Annotated in this window: 10 protein-coding genes and 1 other annotated feature; of the genes, 4 read left to right on the forward strand and 6 right to left on the reverse strand. The window is 38.8% G+C overall.

Translation table 11 applies throughout. The features are described 5' to 3' along the window. The 6 genes from HMPREF2603_RS12895 to HMPREF2603_RS12920 form a co-directional block, all read right to left on the reverse strand. Positions 1 to 3,973, reverse strand: a 3,973-nt coding sequence (locus tag HMPREF2603_RS12895; protein ID WP_148130478.1) for an Ig-like domain-containing protein, incomplete at its 3' end; no start/stop codon positions are given. A gap of 428 nt (positions 3,974 to 4,401) precedes the next feature. Continuing rightward, complete coding sequence (locus HMPREF2603_RS12900) at positions 4,402 to 4,737, reverse strand: SdpI family protein (RefSeq protein ID WP_057510722.1); 336 nt, start codon at positions 4,735 to 4,737, stop codon at positions 4,402 to 4,404. 379 nt (positions 4,738 to 5,116) lie between these two features. Next, complete coding sequence (gene ychF, locus HMPREF2603_RS12905; RefSeq protein ID WP_002480312.1) at positions 5,117 to 6,214, reverse strand: redox-regulated ATPase YchF; 1,098 nt, start codon at positions 6,212 to 6,214, stop codon at positions 5,117 to 5,119. Next, positions 6,214 to 6,426, reverse strand: coding sequence for a DUF951 domain-containing protein (locus HMPREF2603_RS12910; RefSeq protein WP_002480311.1), 213 nt, complete (start codon positions 6,424 to 6,426; stop codon positions 6,214 to 6,216). Before HMPREF2603_RS12910 ends, ychF begins: the two co-directional genes overlap by 1 nt. A 29-nt stretch (positions 6,427 to 6,455) precedes the next feature. After that, complete coding sequence (locus tag HMPREF2603_RS12915) at positions 6,456 to 7,322, reverse strand: mechanosensitive ion channel family protein (protein WP_060804205.1); 867 nt, start codon at positions 7,320 to 7,322, stop codon at positions 6,456 to 6,458. An 83-nt stretch (positions 7,323 to 7,405) separates the two neighbouring features. After that, positions 7,406 to 8,218 (reverse strand): ParB/RepB/Spo0J family partition protein, encoded by an 813-nt coding sequence (locus tag HMPREF2603_RS12920; protein ID WP_060804204.1) that lies wholly within the window; start codon positions 8,216 to 8,218, stop codon positions 7,406 to 7,408. A 333-nt stretch (positions 8,219 to 8,551) separates the two neighbouring features. After that, positions 8,552 to 8,897: a binding site (T-box leader), on the forward strand. Positions 8,898 to 9,016: 119 nt separating this feature from the next. On the opposite strand from HMPREF2603_RS12920, the gene HMPREF2603_RS12925 reads away from it, so the two are divergent. The 4 genes from HMPREF2603_RS12925 to HMPREF2603_RS12940 all read left to right on the forward strand — a co-directional run bounded on the left by HMPREF2603_RS12925 (position 9,017) and on the right by HMPREF2603_RS12940 (position 15,076). Continuing rightward, positions 9,017 to 10,189: a trans-sulfuration enzyme family protein gene (locus tag HMPREF2603_RS12925; RefSeq protein WP_060804203.1), complete on the forward strand. Its 1,173-nt coding sequence runs from the start codon at positions 9,017 to 9,019 to the stop codon at positions 10,187 to 10,189. Next, on the forward strand, positions 10,143 to 11,984 hold the full coding sequence (locus HMPREF2603_RS12930) for a bifunctional homocysteine S-methyltransferase/methylenetetrahydrofolate reductase (protein WP_070469046.1): 1,842 nt from the start codon (positions 10,143 to 10,145) through the stop codon (positions 11,982 to 11,984). Before HMPREF2603_RS12925 ends, HMPREF2603_RS12930 begins: the two co-directional genes overlap by 47 nt. Next, positions 11,981 to 14,224 carry a 5-methyltetrahydropteroyltriglutamate--homocysteine S-methyltransferase gene (metE, locus tag HMPREF2603_RS12935; protein WP_023014882.1) on the forward strand — a complete coding sequence of 748 codons (2,244 nt, stop codon included), beginning with the start codon at positions 11,981 to 11,983 and terminating at the stop codon, positions 14,222 to 14,224. The genes HMPREF2603_RS12930 and metE overlap by 4 nt, the downstream gene beginning before the upstream one ends. Before the next feature lie 102 nt (positions 14,225 to 14,326). Continuing rightward, on the forward strand, positions 14,327 to 15,076 hold the full coding sequence (locus HMPREF2603_RS12940; protein WP_031262359.1) for a cyclase family protein: 750 nt from the start codon (positions 14,327 to 14,329) through the stop codon (positions 15,074 to 15,076). Positions 15,077 to 15,477: the final 401 nt, after the last annotated feature.

A 15,477-nucleotide genomic window follows, 5' to 3' on the forward strand; every position in this document is an offset into this window, starting at 1 on the left:
CATCCGGCAATGTCAATGTCACTGTGCTTAATGGTTCGCTTGTACCGCTTACCACTTTGTCTCCCGCTTCGATTGCTTTAATTTCTGGAGAAACTGGAACTACTGTATCTTTGACAGTTTGTGTCGCTTCTGGTGATTTATTGTTCGCCACATCTGACGCAACTGCTTTGATCACTGCGTCATGTGTTAATGGTTCAACTAATTCTGTTGTCCACTTGCCGTCTGCATCTGCTTTTACTTCTGTAGTTTTACCGTCTGGTAACGTCAATGTTACCGTGCTCAGTGGTTCGCTTGTTCCGCTTACTACTTTAGCTCCCGCTTCAATCTTATCGATTGTCGGAGCCGCTGGTGCTGTTGTATCTTTGACAGTTTGTGTCGCTTCTGGTGATTTATTGTTCGCCACATCTGATGCCACTGCTTTGATTACTGCGTTATGTGTTAATGGTTCTGCCAATTCTGTTGTCCACTTGCCGTCTGCATCTGTCTTAACTTCTGTTGTTTTACCATCCGGCAACGTCAATGTCACTGTGCTCAATGGTTCGCTTGTGCCACTCACTTCTTTAGTTCCTGCTTCAATCGTGTTGATTACTGGTGCTTCTGGAACTACTGTATCTTTTACCGTTTGAGTCGCTTCTACTGATTTGTTTTCTGCTGCGTCTGAAGCTACTGCTTTGATCACTTCATTATGAGCTAACGGTGTTTCTAATGTAGTTGTCCAAACGCCTTTATCGTCTGCGTCGACTACTTTTGTTGTACCGTTTGGCAACGTTAACGTAACTTTACTTAATGGTTCACTTGTTCCAGTTACTGTCTGACTACCAGCTTCAATTGCGTTAATCACTGGTGCTTTAGGTGCTACTGTATCTAAAGCTTTGACAGAAATCGGTTCAGATACTGTACCGTGTTTACCTGTTGCATATATCTGTGTAACATCGTTATGTTCTAAAGATGTTCCTTCTGGTAATTGTGTTGTCCACTGTCCATCTTTATCAACTTCTACTTCTGCTTTTTTGCCATTCGCAAAAGTAAGTGTAATTGTGCTTTCTGGCTCACCTTTACCGCTGATGCTTGTCGCACCTGCTTCTACCTTGTCCACAGTTGGTGTATCAACTTGATAAACCGCAACTAATGGGTTTAAGATTTGTAGCAATTCTTCCTTAATCGCAGGATCAGCATATTCAACACCTGTGAAGACATTAAATAGTTCTCTGCGATAATCTCTTTCAGGATGATTTTTAATTTCTTCTGCTACGTGTGTTACATCTTTTCTAATCTCTTCATCATAACGACGGTTTGCATCCGCTTGTGTTTCACCATCTACAATAAATCCTTTATCAGTCAGTGTATAAGTTAATGTTTCTTTTTCAGCATTTTGTCTAGAAATCGCTACATTATCTTTGTTTTCATTTCTGACTAACACACGACGAGCCGCTGGTTCACGATGGCGAACGATAACTTTATCGCCATATTCTAAATCGAAAGTTTGCAGTTCTGATGCAAGACTTTTGTTACCAACTAATGTTCTATCTAATACTGTCGTACCATCTGCTTTTTGAATAGTTACATGTGCATATTCATCAGTGAAGTATAAATGTGGTTGTCCTGGACTTTGTTTATACGTTACTTGTTTAGTATCTGGATTATAGTTGACTGTAGCCATTTCCCAGTTGCCTAATCCTCTTAGTGAGATGGTTTGTGTAATGTTGTTTTGGATATCATCTTTTTTAGGATAATCAAGCGTTGCTTGATTATTACCGCCTTCTCTAACTACGAGATATTCACTTTCAGGTAATGCGTCTGTTGTTGAAAGAGGTGCGACAATTTTATATACACCCGCACGTAAATTAGAGAATGCAGCTTTACCATCTACAACTTCTGCACTCGCAATTTCTTGTGTGCCTTCCATCAAGCTTACTTTGACGTTATCTGGTAAGACTTGTCCATTTAAATTCACATTCACTTGTGCATCTTCATGAATCGCCGTATCAGCTAAATCTGATGATTTTACAAGTTCATAAATCGTAGATAAACCTAGTTTATCTTTGATGCGTTGTTGTTCCTCAGGATTAGTAATCAATGCTGCTAATGGGTATGTGAATGTATTGTTGTAAGTGTCTAAATCATCTTTTAAAGCTTGTGGCATTTTCACTTTGTATAAATCAAAGTAGGCTGTACCATTAATGCCGTTATCAGCTAACCAATACGTTGTAATCCATCTCGGTACATCTTGTTCAAATGGTTTACCTGCTTTGCCCATATCCGCTTCTTCTTGACGAATACCTTTCCACATATCCGCAAAGCCATCAATGCCCGTTAAACGCACCATTTTTGTCATGAAATCAAGACTGCCGCGGAAACCTGCATTATAGAAATTCATTCTTCCATCCATTACGCGATCATGGAAATCTTTCTGCATGCTTTCTTGTCTGCCTTCATAAGCCCAACCGTCTTTGACACCCATGATAGTCGTTTGATATTGGTTAGCTAAAATGTTGTTTTCAATTTCAATTAAATTCATTTTAGGATCATACGTCATTGCGCCATCATAACCATGACCGACTTCATGCAGTGCTAACCAACCTCTTTCAAGATAACCTGACATAGATGGGTTATTAGATCCCATATTGTTTGTTGAGTAATAAGCAAGACCTGGCCCATGAGCATCCGCAATCGTAAAGTATTTTTGGCCGACATTATAGTGGACAGAATTAATGTCATCATTTAAGCCAACCCATTTATCATAATGATTAATAACATCTTCGTAATAACCAATCATGTCATCTAAGTTCATAAAGCCCCATTGTCCTGGGTTTTTACCTAAGTTTGCGATGCGTTCACGGTCTACATTCGGTACTAAGAAAGCAATTTTATCGCCGTCTACATAACCATAGCTTGTATTACGAGCAGCCCAATCTGCATCGAACGCTGCTTTATCTCCACCTTTACGGTAAGTAGGCAGTGTGACGCCAGCATCACCTTCAACATAGTATTCTACAACTGGTTTTTTAGTTAAACCTGTTGGAATACGTACGAAGGCACCGCTATCCATAGTTGTAGAGATTTGTGTCCAGCTTCCGTCTCTAGAAACTGTCGCATTACGAACTGTTTGTCTATCGTTAGTCATCAAATCTACACGTAAATCTTCTTCATTACTGCCTTGTGCTTGTCTGATATAGAGCTTTTTATTTTGCGGTACAATCAAACCTAAACTTTCTCTTGCTTGATAAATACCACGTTGCATTCTTGCTGTTCTTGCAGCTTCTGATTTTTCATATACAGGAATCTCTTTCGCATAAACTTGCTCATTAATTCCTTGGATTTTTTCAACAGGATGTGCGTTCGCAGCGGGTGCTGGTGCACTTGTATTCGTAATTGGTTGAGCAGGTGCTTCTGTCGTTGTTGTATCGGTAGTAGCGGCAGCTCTTGTCGCAACTTCAGCATCTGCAGGTTGAACAGCAGGTTCTGATGGCGTAACAGTAGTAGCTTTAACTTCAGTAGTCGCAGCTTCTTTTGGCGCATCTGTCGATGGCTCTGTTGCTTTTTGTGTATCAACTTTCGGCGCATCAGTTTGCGTTGTATCTGTTTTGGTAGGTTGTGATACTTCTGGTGCTGTTACAGGTTCAGGTTTTGTTGCTGTTTCGCTTGTTTGATTATCAACAGAAGGTTGTTGAATCGTAGTGTCTTGTGGAGTAGGAGAATCATTCACTGTTTCTTTTGTTGACGTAGAAACGGTTTCATTTGTTTGTGTTTTTGTTAACTCCGCAGTTGCAGTGTCACCGTTTGTTTCTGGTTGTGTTGTAGGATTTACAACAGCGGTATCAGTGTTTTCTGCAGCTTGTGCTTGTTGATCCAGGGATGTATAAACTAGTGTTCCAAATAGAACTGAAGCAATCCCTGCGCTAAATTTTCTAATGTGGTATTTATTTCGTAATTCTTTATCGAATAATACATCGTGTTGCTGTTTTCTAGGCATTAAATGTTTCACTTCTTTCGTGTGTAATTGTTCTACACAATTCTATCATTAATTTTTTGGAAGATGTAAAAAAACTTATTGATTTACGCAAGTTTTACAAAAAATTTTAAAACCTTTTAAAAGAGATAACTTCCTATATCCTTTTCAAAGCTCTTGTGCTTAAAGCGTTTTCAACACAATACAAAATCAATTAAAATTACTATCAATTCTCATATCATCTTAAACACAGTAAAAGAACTCATCTTGCTAGACTTATATTTCATTGAAAATATACAACAAAAAAAGTAAAAAACTTAAGGTATTGTGCTATTTTTAAAGCAGAATCTCTTTATCGGTATACATGATATGCTCGACCTTAATACATACAAAAACACGCCCTCAACTCAGCATGATCATATGCTTTGTTAAGCGCGTGTTTTGAGAATTATTTATTCTAATTTGTTATTAACGTTGAGATACAACACCAATAATAATCCTAATAATACGATAGATTGGAGTAACACTGAGACAATCATGAATGTGTCATTGTCTAAAAATAAGAATACTATATCAGCCAATAGCCAAAAGAATGAAGCGAACACCGTATACATAAATACCTTTGTAGACTGTTCACCATACTCTTTTTGAGCCAGCATCCAATTCTCTTTATTTTTCTTAGACTTTCTTGTTCGAAATCCCCAAAAATGATTAATATCATCTGGCGGTACTTGTCGAAATAATTTTCCTAGTATCCATAGAAAAATACTGCTAGGAAATAACACCATACTTAAAACATCCCTTCTCTGTTTTCTATCTCAGTAGACGTTTCATATCATTTAAGAGAATTGATTAATTTAGCGCAGTAAACCAAAGAAATCTATTATTTTTAATTCTTTTTCTTAATATTATCCTCAAAAATCATATATTTATCTTTAATTCCAAGCGTTATTGATATAGTATTAAACATAGGCGCATTATCTCCTTAATTATTGGTTGTAGGATACTTCTAATTATAGAGATAATTGCGCTTTTTTTGTATCAAAAATAGGACTAGTGATTATCACCAGTCCTAAATAGTATAGAGCCAAAAAACACGCCCTCAACTTAGCATAATCATATGCTTTGTTAAGCGCGTGTTTTTTAGTTAGTTGTTTATTTACTTAATTATACGTTGAATCTGAAGTGAACAACATCGCCGTCTTGCATGATGTATTCTTTACCTTCTAAACGCATTTTACCTGCTTCTTTCGCACCTTGTTCACCGTTATTTTCTACATAGTCGTCATAACTTGTTACTTCTGCACGGATGAAGCCGCGTTCAAAGTCAGTGTGGATGATACCCGCACATTGTGGGGCAGTCATACCTTTTTTGAATGTCCAAGCACGTACTTCTTGTACACCTGCTGTGAAGTATGTCGCAAGACCTAATAAGTTGTATGTGCTGCGGATTAAACGGTTCAAGCCAGGTTCTTCGATTCCTAAGTCTTCTAAGAACATGTCTTTATCTTCGTCATCTAATGTCGCAATTTCTTCTTCAATTTTCGCACTGATGACAATAACTTCTGAACCTTCTTTGTCAGCGTATTCTTTAATTGTTTGAACTTTTTCGTTGTCCGCTTCATTCACTTCATCTTCACCAACGTTTGCGATATAAATCATTGGTTTTGATGTTAATAATTGTGCTTGTTTCACATATTTCGCATCTTCTTCATTGAACTCTAAGCTGCGAATCGGTTCGCCGTTTTCTAATGCTTCTTTAATACGTTCTAAAATGCGTACTTCATTCAACGCATCTTTATCTTTTTGACGTGCCATTTTTTCAAGACGTGGTAAGCGTTTATCTACAGATTCTAAATCTGCAAGTACTAATTCCATATTGATAACTTCAATATCATCTAGTGGATCTACACGACCAGATACGTGTGTCACGTTATCATCATCGAATGCACGAACTACTTGGCAGATTGCATCTACTTCACGGATATGAGATAAGAATTTGTTTCCTAGACCTTCACCTTTTGAAGCACCTTTAACAATCCCTGCAATATCAGTGAATTCGAATGTTGTAGGAAGTACTTTTTTTGGATTAACGATATCTGCTAAAGCATCTAAACGTGAATCCGGAACTTCTACAATCCCGACGTTCGGGTCGATTGTAGCGAACGGGTAGTTCGCCGCAAGTGCACCCGCTTTTGTAATTGCGTTAAATAATGTAGACTTTCCGACGTTTGGTAAGCCTACGATACCAGCTGTTAAAGCCATTAGTCATTCTCCTTCTCTTGTGTATCATGTGATACAAGTATTTTCTTTAATTTTTTATTAAACTCTGTACGAGGCATCATAATGCTTCGATTGCAATGTTCGCATTTAATTCTGATATCTGCACCCATACGAATTATTTTAAATCGATTTGCGCCGCAAGCATGCGCCTTTTTCATCTCCACAATGTCATTCAGACCATACTGAGCTGCCATTTACAATCCTCCATCATTATGAATTCTTATTACTGAGATTTTTGTCCATTAAACTGCATCATAATAGGGGTTGGTGATTTAATTCCTTCTTGATTCAAGAAATTCGCAACCTCTTTACGTAAGATACGAGCGCCTGGCACAGTATTATTCGGTGTTGTTTCTGCCGCTATTTTCATGATATAAGCATTACCTGTTAAATCCTCGATACCAAGAATTTCAGGTTTTGAGACAAAGATAAAGTAATTGGAATGTAAGGATTCTAAGAAGTCTTTCAGCTTACTTTCTACCTTATCGACACTCTCTTCCATCGCAATCGGTACTTCTATTAATGCTTTACCGTTACTGATTGAGAAGTTGGTAATCTCTGACATTACACTGTTCGGCAACACGGTCAACTCTCCTGTATACGCATGTATACGTGTTGAGCGTATACCGATAGATTGAACTGTACCTTCTGTGATAGGTGCACCGTTCAAGTTGATTTTAACATAATCTCCCACATCAAATTGATTCTCAAATATAATAAAGAACCCTGTGATGATGTCTTTAACAATGGTTTGTGCACCAAAGCCGATTGCTAAACCGACTACACCAGCTCCGGCTAATAATCCTGTGACACTAATTCCGAATTTACCTAATATCGTTGTTAATACAATAAACCATACGACATAACGCACAATATTCTTCAACATCGCACTTAATGTATGAGATCGTTTTCTACCATGTGCATTGCGGTTTTGTAGTTTAAAGAACTGATCAATCGACTTATTGACTAAGTTGATAATAATCATCGCAACGACTACGTAGATGACAATCATGATGAGCTTGTTGAGTATCATTGCGTACGTTTCAGGCTTTGTAAACGGCTCAACGAGTGAGTTGAAAACACCTTGCATTGTATTCCAAAACGTATTCAAAAGTTCGTCCTCCTGTCATTTCACAACAATTATATATTTTACCATGAATACAACATAATTTCTTATGTTTCACTGTGTAATTGTTGAATCAAACGCTTAAATTCTTCTTCTGATTTGAATTCAAAAGTGATTTGTCCTTTATTTCGCTTAGTTGTGATGGCTACATTGGTACCAAAGCGCTCTTTAAGCAAGCGTTCCTGCCGTTCAATCATGCGCGGTTTCTTTGTCTTTTTCTTAGCATCATCTTCTGAAGTAGGTGAAGTCAGCTCTGCAATGTATTGTTCTAAATAACGCACACTCCACGCTTCTTTCATGACTTGTTTAGCGATTTGTTTCATTTTGGTTTCGTCTTTTAGTATTAATAATGTGCGACCATGCGCACCTGATAATTTGCCGTCTTTTACCCACTCGGCGACAGCAGACGGTAAATTCAACAATCGCAACATATTCGCGATATAAGGACGGGATTTACCTAAACGTTCAGCCACCTCTTTTTGTGTGATATGTAAATCATCCATCAGCTTACGATAACTTTCCGCTTCTTCAATCGCATTCAAATCTTCCCGCTGCAGGTTCTCTATAATGGCGAGTTCCATCATCTCAGCATCAGACATCTCTTTGACTATCGCTGGTACTGAGTTCAAGCCTGCTAAATGAGAGGCTCTGAAACGGCGTTCACCTACGACAATATGGTAACCTTGCACCGTTTTGCGTAAGATAATCGGTTGTAAGACGCCATGTTCACGAATAGAAGCTGCGAGATCTGCTAATTTTTCTTGATCAAAATGTTTTCTAGGCTGATAAGGGTTTGGCCGAATTGCATCTAAATCGATATATTCTACATGTCCATTGTTCTCATTTGTTATGTCACGCACGTTCCAGTCACCTCACTTTCGTCACTAAAATAGTGTTACATTTTTAATTTTTGCTCCTCTCTTATTGTAAGGTAAATCATGAATGCAATAAAGGAATTTTCATTCTCAAATTGAAAAATAATGACTGAAAAATGGCTTGATTCAAAAAAATTTTAAAAATTTTTCAGCAACGTCCAACCCTTGATACGCTTATGTTTCTCTCGTTTTTAATTGTCGGTAAAAACCTACTATTCTGAAAATTCTGTTGACAAACAAAACAGAACCAATATACAATGTGGTCATCAACAAAAAACAAACCTTTCAACACGAAAGAGAAACAATTGAATATCGTCTTGAAACACGATAATAAGGAAAGTAGAACTTACACTGCTGACACAGAGAGCTTCTGTCCGCTGAAAGGAAGCACAGAAAGAAAGTTTGAAAATGGCCTTGGAGTGGTGGTGTCGATATGAGGCATCAACGGGGGTGCCCGTTATAGCGCTACAGTATTAACATTTTTGCATAATGGCGTACTGGAATGACGCACACGTTATTGTTATTTACAGCAACAGCTGATACATATAACGGAACCGACCTTCAGTAGCTGCCATGAACAGATTTAGCGTACTGGAAGAGGTTGCTTTAGCAATAAAGCAGCGAATTAAGGTGGTACCGCGAAGCTCAAGCTTTCGTCCTTTACATCCGAATCTTTTTTCGGGTTTAAAGGACGGAAGCTTTTTTTTCGTGGTCAGCTTCCCTCCTTAGTTCCAGAACTTCCGCAGCCAAAAGCAATCTCAATAACTAAAGGAGTGTATATGTATGTCACTATCATCAGAAACAAATTTAATTAAGTATCATCAATTCCCGCACATTTTAGCAGCCAACCCGCCACTTTATGACTCATCGACTTTCCCGACAGCATTGATTGGTTCAGAGGTCCCTTACGATTACGCAAGATCAAGCCACCCAAACCGAGCATTGTTAGAAGAAAAGCTTGCAGCACTTGAAGATGCCGAGTACGGTATCGCTTATAACTCAGGAATCGGAGCAATTTCAGCAGTTTTCTTCTTACTGAAATCAGGAGATCACTTAATTATTCCGAATGATGTTTACGGTGGGACATACCGCTTATGCGAACATGTTTTACCAGGATTCAATATTGAAGTCACAGCAGTAGATACGACAAACCCATTAGCAGTTGAACAAGCGATTCAGGAAAATACGAAACTAATTCATCTGGAAACACCGTCAAATCCATTATTTAAAGTGACAGATATTCAAGCCATTGCGGATGTCGCAAAGAAACATAATATCCTTGTTTCAGTCGATAATACATTCTTAACACCCCTATCACAAAAGCCATTGCATTTAGGTGCTGACATTGTGATTCATAGTGCCACTAAATTCTTAAGCGGCCACAGTGACTTAATTGCAGGGGCAGTTGTAACAAACAACGCGGAAGTTGCAGAATCATTACAATTCTTACAAAACACTTTAGGAAGCGGATTATCAGCTCAAGACAGCTGGACACTGACAAAGCATCTTAAAACGCTTTATGTACGATGGAATCAATCAGTGAAAAACACTGAAAAGATTGTTGGATTCTTAAAATCACGTCCTGAAATTACTGATGTATATTACCCAGGAAATGATGAAATCAATCAACGCCAAGCTGAAAATGGCGGTGCAGTACTTGGCTTTAGATTAAGCGAAGCAGAAAAGGTACCGACATTTGCGAAAGCATTAAAAATACCGCAAATCGCAGTCAGCCTAGGCGGTATTCAAACTATCGTCTCTCATCCAGCCACAATGTCACATGCTTCTGTTCCAGAAGATGTGCGTAACGAACGCGGAATTACGTTCGATCTCTTGAGACTGAGTGTGGGCTTAGAAGACCCAGACGAGTTGATTGCAGATTTTGAAGCAGCATTGGAGGAAGCATACTATGAGCGGGTTTCTACAAACTTTGAGCAAGAACGTATTAGTAGCTGACGGTGCAATAGGAACGATTCTCTACTCTGAAGGGATCGATACTTGCCCTGAAGCATATAATCTTACACATCCAAAGAAAATCGAACAAATTCATCGATCTTACATTGAAGCTGGTGCGGATGTCATTCAAACCAATACTTACGGTGCCAACTTCGAAAAGCTTCAAGCTTTCGGATTAGAACACCAAGTAAGAGACATCACACGTGCCGGTGTCAGAATAGCGAAACAAGCAGCCAATGAAGACACGTTTATTTTAGGAACTGTCGGAGGTTTTAAAGGCGTGAAACAAAATGACTTGTCGCTATCGACGATTTTGTATCACACAGATATTCAAATTGAAACACTGATTGACGAGGGTGTTGATGCACTCCTCTTTGAAACTTATTACGATTTAAACGAACTCTTGCAGGTGATCAGAGCGACGAAGAAAAAGTACAATATTCCAGTTATCGCACAGTTAACTGCTTCAAGCACCAACTACTTGCAAGATGGAACAGAAATTAACGAAGCACTTAAACAAGTTGAAGCAGAAGGTGCAGACGTTATCGGCTTGAATTGCCATCACGGTCCGCACCATATGCAACAATCTTTCACACATATTGAGATTCCGCAACATGCGATTCTCTCATGTTACCCGAACGCAAGTCTCTTAGACTTTGAAGATTCTACAATTCACTACAGCGACAACGCTTCTTACTTCGGTAAGATAGCTGAAACGCTAGTGAAAGAAGGCGTACACTTAATCGGCGGTTGTTGCGGTACTACACCTGAACATATCCGCTTCATCAAGCAAGCGGTTGAAGGTTTAAAACCAACTTTAGAAAAGAAAGTTATTCCGATCAGAAGAAAAAGTAATTACCCTTCTATTCCGGTCAAAAAGAATAACTTAACGACTAAAGTCAAAGCTGGTCCGACAGTCATCGTTGAACTAGATACACCAAAGCACTTAGATACAACGAAATTCTTTGCGAATGTCACAAAACTAGACAAAGCGAAAGTCGACGCTATCACACTTGCAGATAACTCACTCGCAACGGTACGCGTTAGCAACATCGCAGCAGCTAGTATTATTAAGCAGAATTACAACATTGAACCGCTGGTCCACATTACCTGCAGAGACAGGAACTTAATCGGTTTACAATCTCACTTACTCGGCTTATCACTGCTTGGTATTAACGAGATACTCGCGATTACAGGTGACCCATCTAAGGTGGGGCATCTGCCAGGTGCGACGAATGTTTATGATGTAAATTCAAGAGGTTTAACTGAACTCGCTGTTCGTTTCAACCAAGGACTTAATATTGACGGCGGCGCATTGAAAACGAAAACGAACTTCAATATTGCCGGTGCGTTCAACCCGAACGTCCGCAAGATGGAAGCAGCGGTGAAACGCTTAGACAAAAAAGTAGACTGCGGTATGAGTTACTTCATTACACAGCCTGTCTACACTGTCGAGCGTATTCAAGAAATTGCTGAAAAGACAGCACATCTTGATACCCCATTCTTTATCGGTATCATGCCAATAACAAGTTATAGAAATGCAACATTCTTACACAATGAAGTCCCTGGCATTTCATTGCCAGATGAAATATTAGATCAGTTCGAAGCGGTTAAAGATGATAAACAAAAAACCAAAGAACTGAGCTTGCGCATCTGTCGCAAATTGATAGATGAAGTTATCAAACACTTTAATGGACTCTATATCATTACACCATTTGAACAAGTAGACTTTTCACTCGAACTTACACATTACTTTAAAAAACAAACTGCAAAAAATCAGGAGGCAATAATATGACAATTACAACAGCTAATATCGGATTCCCACGTTTAGGACGCAAGAGAGAATGGAAGAAAGCAATCGAAAGTTACTGGGCAGGTAAAACAAACTATGATGAATTAACAACAACATTAAACGACCTGCATAAAGAAAACTTATTATTACAAAAACACTACAGCATTGACAGCGTACCTGTTGGAGACTTCTCATTATATGACCACGTATTAGACGTATCATTATTATTCAACATCATCCCAGAACGTTTCCAAGGTCAAGAAGTCAACGATGATTTATTATTCAATATCGCACGTGGTACAAAAGAAAATGTCGCAAGTGCCTTAATTAAATGGTTCAACACAAACTATCACTACATCGTACCTGAATGGGACAACGTAGAACCTAAATTAAACCGCAACGTTTTATTAGAACGTTTCGAATTCGCTAAACAATTAAACGTAAATGCACACCCAGTGATTTTAGGTCCTGTAACATTCGTTCAATTATCACGCGGCGGCGATCAAACATTTGAAGAGAAAGTTGAAGCATTGCTTCCATTATACAAAGAAGTATTACAATCACTTGTTGATGCAGGTGCTGAATACATTCAAATCGACGAACCTGTATTAGTAACTGATGATGCAGAACAATTACAAGACGTTACACGTCACGTCTATGAATACTTCGATAAAGCTGGGTTAGCTGATAAATTAGTCATCCAAACTTATTTCGAACATGTAGATTTAGACTTTGTGAATAGCTTACCTGTTAAAGGTTTCGGTTTAGACTTCGTACATGACGGTGGTAAAAACCTTGAACAAATCAAAGCAGGCAAATTATCTAAAGACAAAGCATTATACGCAGGTATTATTGATGGCCGTAATGTATGGGCAGCAGATATCGAAGCGAAAAAAGAATTGATTGAAACTTTAGAAAATTATACTGATGAGTTAGTTATCCAACCATCATCTTCATTACTTCATGTTCCTGTTTCATTAGACGATGAAGAATTAGATGAATCAATTGAAGAAGGTTTAAGCTTCGCAACTGAAAAATTAGACGAATTAGACGCTTTAAAACGTGTTATCAACAACGGCGACAGCGAAAAATATGATAAATTAAAAGCAGCTTACGAGCGCTTCCAAAACCAAGCATTTAAAAACCTTGAATACGACTTTGACAGCGTACGTACACAACGTGAGTCAGCATTCCCTGAACGTAAAAAAGTTCAAGATGCACGCTTAAAATTACCAGAATTACCAACAACTACAATTGGTTCATTCCCACAAACGAAAGAAGTTCGTAAAAAACGTGCTGACTGGAAAAACCAACGTATCAGTGATGAAGAATATAACCAATTCTTACGCGATGAAATCGCACGCTGGATTCAAATCCAAGAAGATATCGGCTTAGATGTATTTGTACATGGTGAGTTCGAACGCAATGACATGGTTGAGTTCTTCGGTGAACGTTTACAAGGCTTCTTAGTTACAAAATACGGTTGGGTTCAATCATACGGATCTCGTGCTGTTAAACCACCAGTTATCTATGGAGATGTTAAATGGACTAAACCAATCACAGTGGAAGAAACAGCTTATGCGCAAAGCTTAACTGACCACCCTGTAAAAGGTATGTTGACTGGTCCTGTAACTATCTTAAACTGGTCATTCGAACGTGTAGACATCCCACGCCATGAAGTACAAGACCAAATCGCTTTAGCTATCAACGAAGAAGTTTTAGCATTAGAAGATGCAGGCATTAAAATTATCCAAGTAGATGAACCAGCATTACGTGAAGGTTTACCATTACGCTCTGAATACCATGAAGAATACTTAAAACAAGCGTTACGTTCATTCCGCTTAGCAACATCTTCAGTGTCAGATGCGACGCAAATCCATACGCATATGTGCTATTCTCAATTCGGCGAAATCATCCATACTATCCACGACTTGGATGCAGATGTTATCTCAATCGAAACATCACGCAGCCATGGTGCTTTAATCAAAGACTTCGAGGATGTAACGTATGATTTAGGTATCGGATTAGGTGTATATGATATCCACAGTCCACGTATCCCGACTGAAGAAGAAATCACAGTCGCAATCAACCGTGGTTTACAAGAAATCGACCGTTCATTATTCTGGGTTAACCCAGACTGCGGTTTGAAAACACGTAACGAAGATCAAGTAAAAGAAGCATTAACAGTATTAGTTTCAGCAGTTAAAAAATTAAGAAACAAAGAAGGGCAAGAAACAGCTTAATTCACTTGTCATGAGTGATTTACGAGTGAGCCCGCAGTCTTAAAACTCACTCGTAAATACACTTATATCAGCCCTACAATTTTAAGCAGTCATGAGGTGTTTATAATGAGTTATCCTTTATGGGATCAGCTGAAAAGTCTAAAAGAAAGTGAATGGGTCGATTTAACCCATACCTTTGACACAGACAGCCCACATTTCAGCGCATTAGAAGCTGCATATATTGATACAATCAGTACCGTTGCAGAAGATGGTTATTTTGTACAAAGATGGAGTGTTGCCACACAATATGGCACACATATCGATGCCCCCATCCACTTTGTCGAAAACAGAAGATATTTACATGAATTAGATTTGAAAGAATTAGTGTTACCGCTTATCGTACTTGATTACTCTAAAGAAGTTGCGGAAAACCCCGATTTCCGTTTAACTCGCGATCATTTACTTGAGTGGGAAGCACAACATGGCCGAATCGAACCTGATACGTTCGTCGCATTCCGCAGTGATTGGTCACACCGTTGGCCGAATGTGGAGCAATTTGAGAATAAAGATGCCGAAGGTAACCCTCACGCACCCGGATGGTCACTCGATGCATTACAATTCTTACTTGAAGAACGCGGTGTACGTTCAGTCGGTCATGAAACATTCGATACAGACGCTTCAGTCGATGTCGCAAAACACGGCGACTTAATCGGTGAACGTTATGTACTCGGACAAGACACGTACCAAATTGAGCTCCTAACGAATTTAGACCGCCTCCCAGAACGAGGCGCAGTGATTTATACAATATGTCCAAAACCGGCAGATGCGCCAGGATTCCCGGTCCGTGCATTTGCGATTAAGCCAAACGCATAGTCATGGACCCGCGATCATCCATGACATGCAGCCATTATTAAATCTTAAAAACGAAACTCCTTTAAAAGTTATGAGTAAATACAATAAAAGTTGGCTACATTGCCCTGGGTCCACAGGAATTGGGGCAATGAATCGCCACTGTTCTTAACCCGATAAGAACAATTCTTTTCATAAATGTTACTATTTTGAACCCGATACAAAATAGTATGTAAATTCCGATTACCCATTCTCCCGATAATGGGTAATCACTATACTCCTTTTTACTACTTATAAAAAAGCACTGAATATAAAGTACATGTCCCACCACCCCGTGAACAAAAAACTTTATATTCAGTGCTTCATTTTTGTTTAAAAGATAATAAATAATAGGGGCTGGGACATAAATACAGTCCAAAATAAAA

Origin of the sequence: Staphylococcus sp. HMSC055C03 (genome assembly GCF_001809385.1) — a bacterium.
Taxonomy (GTDB): domain Bacteria; phylum Bacillota; class Bacilli; order Staphylococcales; family Staphylococcaceae; genus Staphylococcus; species Staphylococcus simulans.

Coding starts and splice junctions, on each gene's coding strand:
- HMPREF2603_RS12900 (WP_057510722.1), bottom strand. CDS start 4,737: ATGGTGTTATTTCCTAGCAGTATTTTTCTATGGATACTAGGAAAATTA.
- HMPREF2603_RS12930 (WP_070469046.1), top strand. CDS start 10,143: ATGAGCGGGTTTCTACAAACTTTGAGCAAGAACGTATTAGTAGCTGAC.
- HMPREF2603_RS12925 (WP_060804203.1), top strand. CDS start 9,017: ATGTCACTATCATCAGAAACAAATTTAATTAAGTATCATCAATTCCCG.
- HMPREF2603_RS12910 (WP_002480311.1), bottom strand. CDS start 6,426: ATGGCAGCTCAGTATGGTCTGAATGACATTGTGGAGATGAAAAAGGCG.
- metE (WP_023014882.1), top strand. CDS start 11,981: ATGACAATTACAACAGCTAATATCGGATTCCCACGTTTAGGACGCAAG.
- ychF (WP_002480312.1), bottom strand. CDS start 6,214: ATGGCTTTAACAGCTGGTATCGTAGGCTTACCAAACGTCGGAAAGTCT.
- HMPREF2603_RS12915 (WP_060804205.1), bottom strand. CDS start 7,322: ATGCAAGGTGTTTTCAACTCACTCGTTGAGCCGTTTACAAAGCCTGAA.